This window comes from Vibrio gelatinilyticus, assembly GCF_022836845.1.
In the GTDB taxonomy this organism is placed as follows: domain Bacteria; phylum Pseudomonadota; class Gammaproteobacteria; order Enterobacterales; family Vibrionaceae; genus Vibrio; species Vibrio gelatinilyticus.
This window is the reverse complement of record NZ_JAJNNZ010000003.1, coordinates 1-16,612: the sequence shown is the minus strand read 5'-3', so window position 1 is coordinate 16,612 and position 16,612 is coordinate 1. Positions and strand designations below refer to the sequence as shown.

The 16,612-nt window shown below is 45.5% G+C and carries 14 protein-coding genes and 1 pseudogene; 9 read left to right on the top strand and 6 right to left on the bottom strand.

Annotation, left to right across the window (positions count from 1 at the left end; translation table 11 throughout):
* Positions 1–104: 104 nt before the first annotated feature.
* From LNL84_RS04250 to gcl, 3 genes are all read right to left on the bottom strand, one after another.
* A complete protein-coding gene (locus LNL84_RS04250; RefSeq protein WP_244355435.1) occupies positions 105–998 on the bottom strand; it encodes a 2-hydroxy-3-oxopropionate reductase in 894 nt (297 codons plus the stop codon).
* Between the two features lie 25 nt (positions 999–1,023).
* Entirely contained in the window at positions 1,024–1,803 is a 780-nt protein-coding gene (hyi, locus tag LNL84_RS04245) for a hydroxypyruvate isomerase (RefSeq protein ID WP_244355434.1), read from the bottom strand.
* Between the two features lie 92 nt (positions 1,804–1,895).
* Positions 1,896–3,671, bottom strand: coding sequence for a glyoxylate carboligase (gcl, locus tag LNL84_RS04240; RefSeq protein WP_244355433.1), 1,776 nt, complete (start codon positions 3,669–3,671; stop codon positions 1,896–1,898).
* 309 nt (positions 3,672–3,980) lie between these two features.
* Between gcl and aceB the strand changes: the two genes are divergently transcribed.
* The 3 genes from aceB to LNL84_RS04225 all read left to right on the top strand — a co-directional run bounded on the left by aceB (position 3,981) and on the right by LNL84_RS04225 (position 7,001).
* Complete coding sequence (gene aceB / locus LNL84_RS04235; protein WP_244355432.1) at positions 3,981–5,618, top strand: malate synthase A; 1,638 nt, start codon at positions 3,981–3,983, stop codon at positions 5,616–5,618.
* 111 nt (positions 5,619–5,729) lie between these two features.
* On the top strand, positions 5,730–6,155 hold the full coding sequence (locus tag LNL84_RS04230; RefSeq protein WP_244355431.1) for a GlcG/HbpS family heme-binding protein: 426 nt from the start codon (positions 5,730–5,732) through the stop codon (positions 6,153–6,155).
* Between the two features lie 66 nt (positions 6,156–6,221).
* Positions 6,222–7,001 (top strand): sulfite exporter TauE/SafE family protein, encoded by a 780-nt coding sequence (locus LNL84_RS04225; RefSeq protein ID WP_244355430.1) that lies wholly within the window; start codon positions 6,222–6,224, stop codon positions 6,999–7,001.
* Positions 7,002–7,006: 5 nt separating this feature from the next.
* Here LNL84_RS04225 and LNL84_RS04220 read toward each other — a convergent pair whose 3' ends face one another.
* The gene (locus LNL84_RS04220; RefSeq protein ID WP_244355429.1) at positions 7,007–7,495 is read right to left on the bottom strand and encodes a MarR family winged helix-turn-helix transcriptional regulator; all 489 of its coding nucleotides are present in this window, start codon (positions 7,493–7,495) and stop codon (positions 7,007–7,009) included.
* Between the two features lie 110 nt (positions 7,496–7,605).
* Between LNL84_RS04220 and LNL84_RS04215 the strand changes: the two genes are divergently transcribed.
* Entirely contained in the window at positions 7,606–8,505 is a 900-nt protein-coding gene (locus LNL84_RS04215; protein ID WP_244355428.1) for a DMT family transporter, read from the top strand.
* An 85-nt stretch (positions 8,506–8,590) separates the two neighbouring features.
* On the opposite strand, the gene LNL84_RS04210 is transcribed toward LNL84_RS04215, so the two are convergent.
* Positions 8,591–9,742 carry an aminotransferase-like domain-containing protein gene (locus LNL84_RS04210; protein ID WP_244355427.1) on the bottom strand — a complete coding sequence of 384 codons (1,152 nt, stop codon included), beginning with the start codon at positions 9,740–9,742 and terminating at the stop codon, positions 8,591–8,593.
* A gap of 105 nt (positions 9,743–9,847) precedes the next feature.
* Here LNL84_RS04210 and LNL84_RS04205 point away from each other — a divergent pair, with 105 nt between their 5' ends.
* From LNL84_RS04205 to LNL84_RS04190, 4 genes are all read left to right on the top strand, one after another.
* A complete protein-coding gene (locus LNL84_RS04205; protein WP_244355426.1) occupies positions 9,848–10,726 on the top strand; it encodes an AraC family transcriptional regulator in 879 nt (292 codons plus the stop codon).
* 387 nt (positions 10,727–11,113) lie between these two features.
* A complete protein-coding gene (locus LNL84_RS04200) occupies positions 11,114–12,136 on the top strand; it encodes a helix-turn-helix transcriptional regulator (RefSeq protein WP_244355425.1) in 1,023 nt (340 codons plus the stop codon).
* A gap of 440 nt (positions 12,137–12,576) precedes the next feature.
* Positions 12,577–13,128, top strand: coding sequence for a porin family protein (locus LNL84_RS04195; protein WP_244355424.1), 552 nt, complete (start codon positions 12,577–12,579; stop codon positions 13,126–13,128).
* Positions 13,129–13,252: 124 nt separating this feature from the next.
* A complete protein-coding gene (locus LNL84_RS04190; RefSeq protein WP_244355423.1) occupies positions 13,253–14,212 on the top strand; it encodes a LysR family transcriptional regulator in 960 nt (319 codons plus the stop codon).
* 90 nt (positions 14,213–14,302) lie between these two features.
* On the opposite strand, the gene LNL84_RS04185 is transcribed toward LNL84_RS04190, so the two are convergent.
* Entirely contained in the window at positions 14,303–15,679 is a 1,377-nt protein-coding gene (locus LNL84_RS04185; RefSeq protein WP_244355422.1) for an aldehyde dehydrogenase, read from the bottom strand.
* 592 nt (positions 15,680–16,271) lie between these two features.
* Here LNL84_RS04185 and LNL84_RS04180 point away from each other — a divergent pair.
* A pseudogene (locus LNL84_RS04180) lies at positions 16,272–16,612 on the top strand (diaminopimelate decarboxylase family protein); the annotation flags it as partial.

Genomic DNA, 16,612 nt, shown 5'->3' with positions numbered 1-16,612 from the left:
ACGCGCAAAAAAGGAGATAACAAAATCTGCGCGATTTATGAATGAGAGGTCGGTACATTTTGCACTTTCTCGGTGGGTGTAAACCCGCTTGCGAAGTAGAGTGACTATCGTATCGAATGGCTAGCTCTTTTCTCGATAGCCTGAATTAATGCCGAATGATCCCAGCTTTCTCCCCCCATATCAGCGCACTCTTCAAATAGCTCCTGTGCTGTCTGCGTGTTAGGCAAATCGACGCCTAGCTCCTTGGCACCACTGAGTGCGAGATTCAGATCTTTTTGATGCAGGGCGATTTTAAAACCCGGGTCAAAACTGCCTTCGACCATGCGTTCGCCATGGACTTCAAGAATTTTTGAATTGGCAAAGCCGCCCATGAGCGCTTGTCTTACTCGCGCTGGATCCGCGCCGGCTTTTGACGCAAAGACCAGAGCTTCAGACACCGCTTCGATGTTGAGTGCCACGATGATTTGGTTGGCCACTTTGCAGGTTTGTCCTGCGCCATTATCTCCCACCAAAGTGATATTTTTCCCCATGGCTTCAAACAAGGGCCGAGCACTGTCAAAGGCACTTTGTTCACCTCCTATCATGATGGTCAGCGCGCCGTTGATAGCACCAACTTCCCCGCCTGAAACCGGAGCATCCAGATATTGAGCACCACTTTCTTTAATACGAGCAGCAATTTTTTTAGTGGCGATGGGCGATATCGAACTCATGTCGATGATGAGCTTTTCATCACTTGCATTCAGTGCCTGTTCTACTCCGTCGTAGCCAAAAAGTACCTCTTCAACTTGCGGCGTATTCGGCACCATCAGGATCACCACGTCAGCCTCACTGGCAGCTTGTTTTGGTGAGTGACATACCAAAGCTCCGTTGGCAACTAACTGTTGGGGAGGTTGGTTGTAATGATCAGATACGATGATCTTGTGTCCGGCTTTTTGTAAATTGAGTGCCATGGGTGTCCCCATGATTCCGGTACCGATAAATGCGATTTTTTTGCTCATAATTTTTCTCCCTAAAATGCCATTGCTACGATTGATACTGTGCCAACCAAATCAGCCCTTCCTGCGTGTTGGTTTTGGGTTTGTACTCACACCCAACCCAGCCTTGATAGCCCATTTCATCAAGTTGTTTGAGTACATAGGGGTAATTGATTTCTCCGGTTCCTGGTTCGTGTCTTCCAGGAGTGTCCGCAAGCTGAACGTGTCGAATTTGCTCTAGATTGCTTTGCAGTGTCGTTACTAAATCGCCTTCCATGATCTGCATGTGATAGATGTCGTATTGAACCAAGACATTGTCACTATCAACCTCTGCGATAATGGATATCGCCTGCTCGGTGGTGTTGAGGAAAAACCCTGGGATATCTCGGGTGTTTATGGCTTCAATCAACAAGGTAATTCCATGTTCACCAAGGCGCTGCGCCGCGTAACGAAGATTGGCTACGAACGTCGCGCGAGCATCTTCCTCTGTCACACTACATGGCACGATACCCGCCAGACAATTGAGCTGGGTACATTGCAGTGCTTGGGCGTACTCTATCGCGGCATCAACCCCTCGTTGAAACTCTTCAATGCGAGAGGGATCGACAGCGATACCCCTATCGCCAGCTTCCCAATCACCAGCCGGCAGGTTAAACAGCACCTGCGTGAGGTTATTGCTCTTGAGCTTATGTTTGATCTCCTCTGCGTTAAACGCATAGGGAAAGAGGTATTCCACTCCTTTAAATCCCGCGCTAGCTGCGGCGTCAAAACGCTGCATGAAAGGGAGTTCGTTAAATAACATAGATAGGTTAGCGGCAAACTTTGGCATGTTTTCCTCCTTAAAATGGGATGTTAGGTGGCGTCACTGCCACCCATAAGACTTGGCGCTTCTGCGTTAGATTGGCGCTTAGCGGTTGGCTGTTAATGACGATGGGCTAAAGCCGTTGGTGCATCATTGATATCACTGGCCAAAGGCTCAAATTCGTTGATGGCATTGATCTCTGTGCCCATCGCGATATTGGTCACTCGCTCTAAGACAACTTCAACAACCACAGGAACCTGATGTTTTGCCATCAGTGCTTTAGCCTGCTCAAACGCGTCCGCTATTTTCTCCGGATCAGTGACTCGAATCGCCTTACACCCTAGCCCCTCGACCACCGCGACATGATCGACACCGTAACCTTGCAGCTCTGGCGCATTTTGGTTTTCAAATGACAATTGCACGCAATAATCAATATCAAATTGCCTTTGCGCCTGACGAATTAAGCCCAAATACGAGTTGTTCACTAAAACATGGATATAAGGCAGTTTAAATTGAGCGCCCACGGCCAGCTCTTCAATCATGAATTGAAAGTCATAATCACCCGATATGGCAACTATTGAACGTTTTGGATCGGCGACACGAACTCCAAGCGCGGCAGGGATGGTCCAGCCTAACGGCCCAGCCTGCCCACAGTTGATCCAATGACGCGGTTTGTAGACGTGCAGCATTTGCGCCGCTGCAATTTGCGATAAACCAATGGTGCTGACATAACAGGTATCACGATCGAACGCTTTATTCATTTCTTGATAAACACGCATTGGCTTAACTGGCTGCTCGGTAAAGTTAGTCTTTCTCAGCATGGTTGCTTTGCGATGCTGACAATCTCCAACCCAGGCGCTTCGGTCTGGCAGTTCACCCTTATTGCGCAGCTCTTTTGCTTTGATTAGCAGTTTTTCAAGTGCTAATTTGGCATCCGAGACGATACCTAGATCTGGGCAAAATACGCGACCGATTTGCGTCGGCTCTATGTCGATATGAACAAACGTTCTACTTTGGGTATACACCTCCACGGAACCGGTATGTCGATTTGCCCAACGATTACCGATACCGATAACAAAGTCGGCATTAAGCAAGGTTTCATTGCCGTATCGGTGAGATGTCTGCAATCCGACCATGCCTGCCATCAATTCGTGATCATCGGGAATGGAGCCCCATCCCATCAGGGTTGGTATGACAGGGACGCCGGTTACTTCTGCAAAGGATTGCAGCAACTCACTGGCACCTGAGTTAATGACTCCGCCACCCGCCACGATGAGTGGTTGCTTAGACTCAGCCATCAACTGCAGAGCTTTATCGATTTGCGCATGACTGGCTTCAGGTTTATGCGCAGCAAGAGGCTCATAAGTATCGATGTCGAATTCAATTTCAGCCAGTTGCACATCCATTGGTAAGTCAATCAGAACGGGCCCTGGGCGTCCGGTTCTCATCTCAAAAAACGCTTTTTGAAATGCTCGGGGCACCTGAGCTGGCTCTAAAACCGTAGTCGCCCACTTGGCCACGGGTTTTGCGATGCTTTCAATATCCACAGCTTGAAAGTCTTCTTTGTGTAAACGTGCTCTGGGCGCTTGGCCTGTAATGCACAAAATGGGAATAGAGTCTGCTGAAGCAGAATAAAGCCCTGTGATCATATCGGTTCCAGCGGGGCCCGATGTACCAATACAAACACCAATATTCCCTTGAGATGTTCGTGTATAACCCTCTGCCATGTGAGATGCGCCCTCGACATGACGAGCCAGGACATGATCGATACCACCGATCTTTTCCATTGCGGCATACATCGGATTAATCGCAGCCCCTGGAACACCAAAAGCCAGATCGACACCCTCTTTTTTTAATACTTCAACTGCGGCCTCTATTGCTCTCATTTTTGCCATCTACGCCTCCCAGCTCAATTGTATACAATTTTATTTAGTATTGTGTACTATTGATCCTTGATGGAAGTTTGGCAAGCCTAAATCACAACAAACTCATAACAAAAACACAAACCCATCAACTCGACAAATGAATTAATCGTTACAGAACAACCACCTATGTCGATTTATCTTTATGTGAAAATAATTAATATAAAGAAAAATTACTCTGGAGGTTAAATTTCATTGGACGAAAAGCGAGCACATATGTATAAATAAAAGTTGAATACAACGTTGTGAACAATTTTGTATTTGCTTGAAAGGAGATAACAAATGACGGACTCAATACATCGAACAACAACGACACAACAACTCGAAATCGTGGGTAGCCTCAAAAACAAAGAGTATCAGCAGATCTTAAACGACGAAGCTCGATTATTTCTGTCCTCACTCGCCGAACGATTTACAGCCTCACATCGGGGCTTGCTCGATCAAAGAAAACAAAAACAACTCGCTTTTGATCGCGGCACTCTTCCTGACTTTAGAGAGGACACGGCCCATATCCGCAACGATAAATCCTGGCAGATCTCGCCGATCCCAGATGATTTACTTGATCGACGTGTCGAGATCACAGGACCTGTTGATCGAAAAATGGTGATTAATGCTCTCAATTCAGGGGCAAAAGTATTTATGTGCTGTTTTGAAGATGCTTCCGCGCCAACCTGGGAAAACATGGTGGAGGGGCAAATCAACCTACGAGATGCGAACCTAGGCACCATTGACTACTTCGATAATAAAAAGAACGCCCACTACCGTATTAGTAGCAATCCAGCTTTGCTCATTGCCCGCCCACGTGGTCTTCATTTGCCCGAAAACTCCATTCGATTCAAGGGCGAGCCAATTGCAGGATGTTTGATGGACTTTGCTTTGTATTTCTTCCACAACTTCCAGACAAGAGCAAACAAAGGGCAAGGCGTCTATTACTACATTCCCAAACTCGAGAGCATGGAAGAGGCGCAATGGTGGAGCGACATCTTTTATTTTACTGAACAATACTTTGATGTGCCACGCGGCACCATTCGCGCAACAGTTCTCATCGAAACTCTTCCTGCTGTATTCCAAATGGATGAAATTCTCTATGCGATGCGCGAGCATATTGTGGCTATGAACTGCGGCCGCTGGGACTACATTTTCAGCTACATTAAAACATTAAAAAGCCATCCAGAGCGTATCTTGCCCGATAGACATTCAATTGGCATGGAGCAACCTTTTCTTAGCGCCTATAGCCAGTTATTGGTCAAAACATGTCATGCGCGGGGCGCCCTTGCAATGGGTGGAATGTCGGCATTTATTCCCAACAAGGATCCCGCCATCATGGCGCAAGTAACACAAAAAGTAATTGCAGATAAAGATCGCGAAGCGGCTAATGGCCACGATGGCACCTGGGTTGCCCACCCAGCGCTTGTTGATTTGGCGATGAGCATTTTCAACAAAAAGCTCGATGGTCAGGCTAATCAGCTTCATTTCATTGGCAATGAAGAAGAAATATGTGCGCACCAGCTACTTGAACCTTGTCCTGGCGAGCGTAATGAGCAAGGCGTTAGAAAGAATATCCGAATTGCTCTTTATTACATTGAGTCCTGGATCCAGGGCAATGGCTGCGTTCCCATCTATGGCTTGATGGAGGATGCTGCTACCGCAGAGATTTCTCGTGCCGGGATCTGGCAGTGGATCCATCACGCTGTGCGCCTTGATGATGGACAAGTGATGAACAAATCCAAATTCAGACAATGGCTTTACCAGGAGTTAGACACCATCAAGTGCGAAGTTGGTGAAGCTCGCTATCACCAAGGAAGATTCCAACAAACTGCCGAACTTTTTTATGAGTTGTCGACGGCTGAGTCTTTCGCACCTTTTTTAACTTTACCAAGCTATGAACTGCTTAATACACCACAAGCAGAATTAGCTTAAGGGACCTTACAAGCAAGCCTCTTGATGGTGCCACGTATGCCATATCGCATGGGTGGCACCAGAGTATTGCTAAAGCGACGTAGGTCCCTTGCAACCTATGAAGGAGAGACTATGGCAAGCTTAACATTGCAACAGGCACTGACCATTATTGAGGGTACCTTCCAATCTGGAAAGCAATCTAACAGCGCGCCGCTCACTGTCGCGGTATTAGACAGTGGTGGAAAACTTGTCACACTGCAGCGCCAGGACGGTGCAAGCATGATGCGCCCAGACATCGCCATTGCCAAAGCTTGGGGCGCGCTGGCGTTGGGGTGTTCTTCTCGCAAATTAGCCCAAGATGCGTGCGATAGGCCAGCCTTTATCTCTGCGATCAACGTGCTTGCTCAAGGCAATATGGTGCCAGTACCCGGAGGGCTTTTGATCCGCAGCACTAGTGGAGACGTTGTCGGTTCGGTGGGTGTCAGCGGCGATTTGTCGGATCTTGATGAGCAATGTGCTCTGGCAGGCATTGATCACGCCGAGCTTTTAAGTGACTGATACTAGCCAATAAGGTTGTGGTGATTTACAGTTAACAAATTGTAAACTTGGAAAAATTGCTACCCCATGACCTTCGATGCTTTTCAACTATGTCTGCTGTTTGTTGCCGGTATTCTGGGTGGCGTTTTAAATTCCGTCGCTGGCGGTGGCAGTTTTATTACGTTTCCCACATTGATGTTTGTTGGCGTTCCACCCATTATTGCTAACGCGACCAACACATTCGCTGCTTGCGCCGGTTACATCAGTGGCACTTATGCATTTAGACATGAAGTACTAAAAGATCGCACGCAGTTATTGAAGATCGTGTTGTTAAGTTTTGCTGGAGGCATCACCGGTGCAGCAACACTGATCCACACTTCTGAGCAGCAATTTTTGTACGCTATCCCCTGGCTGCTTCTTGTGGCCACACTGCTGTTTATTTTTGGCGACAAAGCCAATAATCACTTAAAAAAGCAATCTAATAAAACCAACGGTATGAGCACTGTGGTGACAGTTTTTCTGGCACTTTTTTTGTTTGGTGTCGGGGTCTTTGGCGGATTTTTCAATGCTGGGCTGGGCGTGATTGGCCTGAGTTATTTGGCCGTCGCTGGCTATAGCGACATAAACCTAATGAACGGTCTTAAGTTATTAATATCAACCTGTGTTTCGTTGATAGCCATAGCGCTATTTTTAGTCAACGGCTTGATCGATTGGACATCTGGCTTGGCAGTACTACTCGGGACACTCACTGGTGGTTATGTCGCAGCTCACCTGTCTCGACAAGTGCCGCAAATCTGGGTTAAACGCTTTGTGACTTTCACCAGTCTCGCCATTACTGGCTACTTTTTTTACAGCACTTACTTTTAAGTCTGTTACGCGCTTTCAAATTGCCCTAACCACGACTTAACCAGATCATTAACCTGTTCGCGCTGCTCAAGACCCAGCGAAGACACCAATTGATGTTGTATTTCAACATGACGCTTGATCAGCTCACTGATAAGTTTGATGCCTTCGGCGGTCAGCTTAACCATGACACTGCGGCGGTCCTCTTTACTGTGCTCGCGAACAATCAGGCCCTTATTTTCGAGCTTATCCAATCGGTTGGTCATTGCCCCCGATGTAAGAAACAGTGAGTTAATAAGTTCCGAAGGCGTCAACTCATAAGGCGACGAAGAGCGTAATAGAGTCGCCAAAACGTCAAACTCACCCAATTTCAGATCATATTCCTTATGCAGGGCCGAAATGCTGGTTTCTAAATGCTTGGCAATTCTAAGTATGCGTCCAATCAGTATCATTGGCTTTGTGTCTAAATCTGGTCGCTCGCTTGCCCATTGCGTAGCCACTTTGTCCATCGCATCCATTTCTAATTCCTATTTGTCAAAACGCGCGTAAAACAATCTTAACATAAAGATACTTTACAAGTGGCTATTTTTCACTACAATACCATTATCTTCACATAAAGATAGTTAATATGAATATACTTTTAGCCATGCTACCCGCGTTTTTTTGGGGTACCACCTACGCAGTAACCAAGTTTTCTTTACCCGACTGGCCACCATTGTTGCTTGGTGCCCTGCGAGCGTTACCTGCTGGCTTGATCTTATTCGCTATCAAGCCCACGCTGCCGAAAAACAAGGATTGGCCCATCTTAATTAGCCTTGGCTTAATTAACATCGCAACGTTTTTTGGACTCATTTTTGTCATGGCTCTTACACTCCCTTCCGCCATTTCTGGCGTAGGTATGGTTTCGGTTCCTGTGTTCGCAATGTTCTTTCACTGGACAACCAAGGGAACCCGCCCAACGCGTACTCAACTTGTCTCGGGCATCTCTTTGATCGCTATGGCGTGGGTGTTATTCGATCCAACTAATTTATCGCTCAATCCAATTGGTCTGTTTGCCATGATCGCGGCGATTATTTGCATTATTATAGGTAGCACGATTACTAAAACCCTTGGGTTGAGGATCCCTTGGTGGACGGTGTTAACCTGGCAATTGGTGATTGGCGGTTCGATTTTGTCTGTTGCTGCTGCAGGGCAAGCACTTATCCAACCCGAACTGTACCAAGCCATTTTAAGCAACATTGATGTGCACAACATATTGGGACTAGGCTGGGTTATTTTGTTGAACACTGCTTTTGCTTATGCGATGTACGTATGGCTACTACAACGTATGACGGTCGTCGAGTTTACCTTTGGTAGCATTACCAATCCTGTGGCTGGGATTCTATCTGGGATGTTACTACTCGGTGAGTCATTCACACCACTACAATATTCCATGATGTTGGGGATGATCACCATGTCTCTGATGCCACAATTTGCCTACATCATTATGAATCGCCGAGTGAAACACAGACCAGTCAGCTTGAGTTAAACCAAGGTTAAAACATAGACTCATAAAAGCCAGAGTACATTCACTCTGGCTTAATCAAATCAAAAGCATTGGTTTCTAGTCTAGACTAGCACTGGGTGCGTAGCACCTGACCAATTTTTTGGATTGCGATGTCGAGATCGAACGGCGAGCAGTTGGTGAAGTTCAGCCTCAGTGCACTCGACTTTGCAGCGCTTGGTGGATAGAACACATCGCTCGGTACGACAGCCACACCTTCGGCGAGTAATGACTTAGCTAAGGCAAACGTATCGCATTGTGGCACCTTCACCCACACAAACATTCCGCCTTCAACTTGCGTCAACTCACACCCGTTGGGGAGATGTTTTTCTAATTCTTCCGCCATTTTGTTATAACGATCTCGATACAGCGCGGTGTTGTTTTCTAAGCACTGAGCAAAACTGTCATTGTTAAGGAGCTCGAGAAGTAGAGCCTGCATTGGCACGCTTGAGTGTAAATCAGCACCTTGCTTTACTTTGATTAATGGCTGTATCAGAGACTCTTTTCCTGAAACCATTCCAATTCTCAGCCCCGGCGCAGCAATTTTTGAAAATGAACGCAGCACTATCGAGTGGTCTGGGCAAAATGAAGACGCCATTGGCAGCGTTTCACCACTAAATCTGAGCTCGCGATACGGCGCGTCTTCCACTAGTGTTACCGAGTACTTTTCACAAAGTGCGGCAACCGCCTTCCTTGTCGCCAGCGACCAACACACACCCGTTGGATTATGAAAATCAGGAACCGAGTAAAAGAGCTTTGGCGCATTGCTGATAAAACACTGCTCCAGAGCCTCGATATCTGGCCCCTGCTTATTTTGCTCGACGGTGACAATATTTGCCTGACACAAACCAAATACCTGCATCGCCCCTAGATAACTTGGTGCTTCCATCACAACACAGTCTTGTGGATCGATATACGCTCTTGCAATCAGATCCAATCCTTGTTGCGAGCCCGTAGTGATCATCGCTTTTTGATTAGCAGGCAGCTGATAACGCGTATAAAGGTGATCAAGCAGTGGTCCATAACCTGCGGTGTCCCCATATTGGAAAATGGCCAGTTCTTCGCCTAATTTTGCCATTGCGGGCTTGATGATATCCATCGGAAAGGTCGCATCGTTAGGCAATCCACCTGCAAGGGAAATCACATTTGGGTTACTTGCCGCCTCTAATATTTCACGAATATAAGACGATTGGATTTGTTGCAGTGATTTGGCAATTTGCATGGTGACTTCTCATTATTGATTTATCTATAGACTACAAAATGTTGCCAAAGACAGCATGTCTATTTATGCTTTACAACATGTCCATTTATGCGAATTGGAAGCGACATGGCAAAAGATGACAGTCAAAAGATTTCTCGAATCAACGATGTACTTAACTACATCCACCAAGACATCACTCGTGAATTACTGGGGAGACACCTAGCCTCGGTAGCGGCGTACTCAGAACAACATTTTCATCGGGTATTTAAAGAAGTGGTGGGTGAATCAATGCATCAATACATTCGACGAACTCGACTGGAATACGCGGCAAATCAATTGATGTTCGACACGACTTCAACAGTTGTTGATATCGCTAACAAGTCAGGTTTTAACTCTGTATCTTCATTTTCTAGAGCCTTTGGTGAACTGTTTTCGTGCTCACCCGGCGCATGGCGAAACACGGTCATTGCTCGCTCAGACAAGCCTTATCTGCGCGATAAAGAAATTGCACGCTGCTACGAGAAAATCGCCTCCCAACCCATCAGTGAACCTACGATTGTCGAAGTGCCAGAACGTCGCGTGGCCTATATCCGCCACGTTGGCTATAACCGAACTATTAAACGAACATGGCAACTACTTAAAGCTTGGGCCAGCTCTGAACAAAGATCGTTTAAAGCCCAATATGGTATTCATCATTCCAATCCTGCCTGGGTAGAACTTGAGCACTGCCATTATGTTGCTTGCGTAGAAATTGATCGACCATTACTTAGACGTGGGCTCGTCAATCAGCTCACTATCCCTAAAGGTTTATACGCTCGATTTTCTTTAATTGGCCGATACGGGGAATTGCTTCCACAGATTTCACAAATACAGGAAAGCTGGCTGCCTAACTCCGGGTTAAAAATGCAGTCTACCCCAGCCTATGTTCACTACAATAAAAATCATTTTTTAGAAAGCGATGAGCAGTTTGAACTAGAATTCTATTTACCTGTGAGCTTCTACTAGCCGCGAAGCGGACTAGTTTCTCTAGACTCTTTTTCAGTTTTGCGCTTTGACGACCTTTTGCGATTCAATCACTACAACTTCACACACTACCGCCGGATCACTCAAGCTTGTAAAATCGTTTTTCGATTTGACTTGGATGTTTCAGCTGAAGGAGAGTGTTCTTTGGATGAATGGTTTTCTTTGGGTTCTGGCTCGCTGCTCATCAAATAATCCTTTCTATAAATCAATAGCCTAACTACATGAACCTATAGACTAAAATACTCAGTTTATAACCCATTCAAGAGAGAAATGACCCAACACCAATTAGTGTGTAAGACTTCAAGCAAAAACCATAGATAGGAGATTCCATGCTACGCTTTGTTTTGTACACGACCTCAGCACAAAATAATGCAACGGATTCTAAGGGAGGCTTTTATCAGTCAAACCGAACTTCTTAAATCTCATTACGCCAAGATTTTTGTCGAGTTGCTTGCTCAATATAATCTTGATCCTCACGAATTGATTCGGGAGTCAGGCTTACCTGCTGATCTGGATAATATCGAAGATCAATTCCTGCCTGTCGAACCCATTAGACGACTCCTTTTCCTCATCGCCAACCAGTCTGGAATCGTTCAATTTGGTGACATTCTGCGAACCGCTATCGTTCATAGCTTCGTCCCAAAAGTGCTTCCCTATTTTACCTCATTTCACTCTGTGCGAGAGGCTCTTGAGGCTAGCAATGCCATTTATAGATGTGATTCTATTGGTACTTTCGTTGGGCTAGAAGAAACCTATGGACGTAACTGGTACTTCCGATATAAGGATTTCGAAGACGACGAGCTATTCTTATGGACTGAGGTTTACGCGGCATTGTTTACTATCGAGCTTATTCGTGTGTTCACCCGCTCTGACTGGATACCCAAACAAATAAAAACCCAATCTGATCATGTCGATATTTACAAAGCGATCATTGGCGACTCAGTACAGTACTTTGTTGGTCAAGAGAAATTAGCACTGCTCATTGAAGATGAGATCCTGGATCATTCAATTGTACGAGCAACCAATCAATCGATCTCAAACGAGCCAGCGATCATTTGGCACGCCAATTTCACCGACCAGGTGTATACTGCTCTGCTGCCTTACGTCAAAGAACACAACCTTTCGGTCGCTCAAGCCGCGAAGTTGCTCAAGCTTTCACCGAGAACGTTTCAACGGCGACTCAAAGAAGAAAACACCAATTTTAGAAGACTCAAAGACAACCTTATGTTTTCTGCGTCTGTTGAGCTCATCGAGCAAGGGATGTCTTTCACCCATATAGCCAGTCAATTAGGCTATTCCGATATCGCTCATTTCTCGCGAGCTTTTAAGCGCATTAGCGGCTTAACCCCCAAACTGTATCGCCGCTGCATCCTTGGCGATAATGAATCCTAATATTAAATCTGTGGCGCAATATGGTAAGCCCCTAACAACCAAAAGACGTACCATCTTGTTCATCAACTGCAAATAGAGAACGTAATGATATTCAACCAATTCCAACATTCTGATGGCTACAAAGTACTGCAAGGCACTATCGAGCTAGTATCGAGCCTTTCTCGTGTTACCTTTTATCTTATAAAGCAAACGCTGAAAGCGTCACTCTGGATCATAAGAAAAACCTTCAATTGGATATTTCGCTAGGATCTAACTGAGCAAACATACCCCATAGTGGCTGGGTGGGAGCCGTGATAACCAATACTTATGACGTAGTTAACACCTAGTCATTAGATTAGATAACCCACAGTTAATACACTCGTACTCGTTTCTGAGAAGGTCACGGTTAGACCCTTGCATGATTTGGATGTCATTGATACTAATCACCCCACGAGTTTATTATGAAAAAAACTATCTTAGCCTCAACCCTGCTTGCATTGTCTTTTGGCGCAGCAGCGTCTGAATATAACGGTCACCGTATTGGAGCGGGCATCTCGAACCTGACATTGAGCGATAATTCCTCTTTTAACGTGCCTGACTGGAAGTTGGGCAATGGTATTAAATTAGAGTATGGCTACGACTTCAACGAAATCGTCGGTATTAATGTGTCTTACACCAACCACAGTGATGACGTATCCGTGCCAGACATCGAGCACAGTGTCAATTACAAGAGTTCGTCCCTAAAAGTGGATGCAGATATTGGTTATGCGTTTCAATTAGACGGTTTTGCGATCAAGCCATACGGTGCAATCGGTTTGACGTCAACCAGTGAAGACCTTGATACCAACAGCAGTTGGGGCAACGTCTATGGTGGCTATTCTAACCTTCATGTAGGGATGGGTGTGAGAGCACAACTGGACATGGGAATGTACGCTGACTTTCGCTATGACTTAGGCACTTACGACGATATTGACACCGACTACCTCTCTTTCACGGTTGGTTACCGTTTCTAGATCATCAATAACGTATCGCATTTAGTGGTACCAGGCCAGCGTCGAACACGCTGGCTTTTTTAATTACGGGCTACCCTCAATGTTATGCTAACATCGAAATATGGTTTTCCCTCAGGGTATTGTTTTGGCTAAGAACCGCTTTATCAATCTTGATCTCAACTTGTTACGAACGTTTGTTGTGCTTCATCAGGAAAAGAATGCACGCAAAGCCGCGGAACGCTTGTTTGTGTCTCAACCTGCGATAAGCCAGGCTTTAAGAAAGCTCAGACACCACTTTGATGATGAACTGTTTGTTAAAGTGCCTAACGGCCTTGCGCCAACCGTGTTTTCAGAAGAATTGGCCGGGAAAATCGAGCCTTATTTAGAAGGACTTTCAGCCGTATTGAGCGAAGTTGACGAGTTTGACCCAAAGCAGTTGAACCAAGAACTTTCCATTGCGTTATCACCGGTACATGTCTTTAGTTTAGGCAGCGCTATTTTTTTGTATTTTAAAACGCACGCCCCTAACCTAAGGATTAAACTTTTAGCATGGAGCGATCATTCGCCCAGAGATATTGAAGTTGGTGACGTGTACATGGGCGTGATACATGATGAGACTCAAGAGATAGCTCAAGACATCATGGCGTTTCCCTCTCTGGCATCAACAGTGCTCACACAAACCTATCCCGCGATTCTTGTCTCTAAAGACCACCCTCTCACCAAAGAACCAGTCACGATAGAAAATTTAGCGAAATACCCTTTGGCGCGATTGATTGTGCCTGGATATAACAATATTCCTAAACCGCCCACAATCTCGTTCTTTAAACAGCATGGCTACGATGTCTCGTTTGGTTTTAGTTCCGAATACCCGTTGGTGCTATTGGAGGTGCTTGAGCAATCCGACATGTTCTATGTCACCAGTGATTGCTTCCCCGTAGCAAAATACCCCTCGCTGCGAGTGCTACCCATTGAACATTTAAATAAGAACATCAAAACCAACGTGAGTTGCTACTATCACCCAAGACACCGTCATAGCGCCCTTACCGAATGGGTAAGCCAATCTCTTCAACACATCTTTCAAATGGGTAGAATCAAAAACAAGTAGCATTGTTAGATATCCTAACCTAGCTCAAATGCAAAAAGCCCCATCTATGTAGATGAGGCTTTCATGATTAAGGGCAGTACTTTTTAGGCATTATACAATGCGTAGGCCACCTTGCGCGATAGCAAAGCGACGTGCACGAGTAAACGACATTGCGTTGGTGATACCTTCGCCAGTTGGGCCTGCGATAGTAAACGTACACGTACCTTCTGCGTTGTAGCCTACACCAGATAGCGTTGGGCCATTGTGAGCAAAGATAGTTGTATTGATTGCACGGCCGAACTTAGTCACGTTCTCGATGTTGCCAGAGTAGATACATGCAGAGTGCTTGTTGCCACGCTCAGCAGCGACAGCACGTTCGATAGCTTCGTCGATGTTCGCACAACGAACCACTGGAAGTACTGGCATCATTTGCTCTACGTGTACTAGTGGGTGATCGTTCTCAACAACCATTACCGCAAGGCGCGTTTCAGATTCAACACCGATGGTCTTAAGGATTTCGCTTGCATCCTGGCCAACGTGCTCTTTCACTGGGTGCCATACGCGAGCAATTTCTTGCGCTGTGCATGGTTTTGCACCGTCTGTTTCGTCCATAGTCAGGATTTGAGCCGTTAGCTTTTCAGCTTCTTCAGCAGAAAGAACGTAAGCACCTGTTGCTTCAAGTTTTGCAACGAATTCATCTGCAACCGAATCTTCAACGAAGACTTCTTTCTCACCGATACACAGTAAGTTGTTATCAAAGCATGCACCGCCAAATACGCCTGCAGCGGCTAGATCAAGGTTTGCTGTTGCGTCAACGATAACTGGTGGGTTACCAGCACCAGCGCCAACACCTTTCTTACCAGATTGTAGGATAGCTTTCACTAGACCCGGGCCACCCGTACCAACCAACATGCTGATCACTGGAGATTTAGCAATTTCACCTAGAGTTTCGAGTGTTGGCTCTTTAACCATAGTTACTAGGTTTTCTGGACCACCAGCTGCAACAATGGTCTCGTTAAGCATATCAATCATGACTGCTGATACTACTTTTGAAGATGGGTGAACGTTAAACGTTACCGCATTGCCAGACGCTAGCATTGAAATGGCGTTGTTGACTAGTGTTTCTGTAGGGTTTGTTACCGGAGTAACCGCACCAATGACGCCGTACGGTGCGCGTTCTTCTAGAGAAATACCATTGTCACCAGACCAAACTTTTGTTTCAAGAATTTCAGTTCCTGGTGTTTTTAATGCAGCCAGCTGGTGTTTTGCGATTTTTTCTTCAACGCGACCAATCTTTGTCTCTTCACGAACCATTTTTGCAAAATCTTCGGCGCGCTCTAGAACAGCATTACGGATTGCTGAAATGATGGCTTCTCGGCTCTCTTTAGTAGAGCTCGTATAGAATTCGACTTGGGCCTTGTGTGTTGCTTCAATAGCAGCTTCGACAGTTGTGAATACACCTTTAGCATTGTTGATATCAAAAGACATAGTTTTCCCTCTATAAAGATTTGGTCGCGAGCCAGTACCCAGTGATTAGGACGTTTCTCTATCACTAAATGTCAGTTCGCACATAAGGTTTGTAGCTGTAGTGTTTGAACAAAGAAACCCCACTAGCCATCAAACAAGTGGCCAAACATTAGCCTAGGGGTGGCATCAAATAACGTCACTGAGAGTCAATTAAATTGACCACCTTGGTAACATTCTGTTCACATTTTGACTTTTTAGCTATTGACACATTCACTACGCAGATGAATGCGGGATGGGATTTTAGAAGAACAGACGTAATACCTTGCAGCAGGTCACAGTTATAAGTAAAACCCGCCCTCAGAGTTACGGTACGCGCACACAATATCCACTTCACAAAATCGATCACTCATGATCCCAATATAGTGTATCGCACCATTATCATAGATTAAGTAAATGTTAATCAAATGTGCAACTGGTTTTGGTGTAAGTTTTCTTGACGCCCAGTGAGGTGTTTATTCCTTATTCGATCATTATACTATTGCCAGTTACCGAATTGCTTTCACTTTATTGGTAAGTTGAAGAGTGATGACTATTAAACGATATGAGGTCAGGAATGAAATATCAGCATCGCCTAGAAGAAACAGTAAATAACTTAACTGCTATTGTTAATGAGCAAAAACAACTACTTGCTGAACAAAAAGCAACGATGAACTACGCTGAGCGCCTCGAAAACATTCTTACTCCAACTGACGAGCTAACCACTCAAGGCGACGATCTTTTGATCGGCGGCTGTAAAGCAACAGATCTTATCGAGCAATACGGTAGCCCGCTATTCGTGCTAAGCGAAGACACACTGCGTAACAACCTACGTCGTGTTAAAAACGCATTCGGTAACTACTGGCCGAAACCTGTAAACGTAATGTTTGCTATCAAATCAAACACTAACTTCGCTGT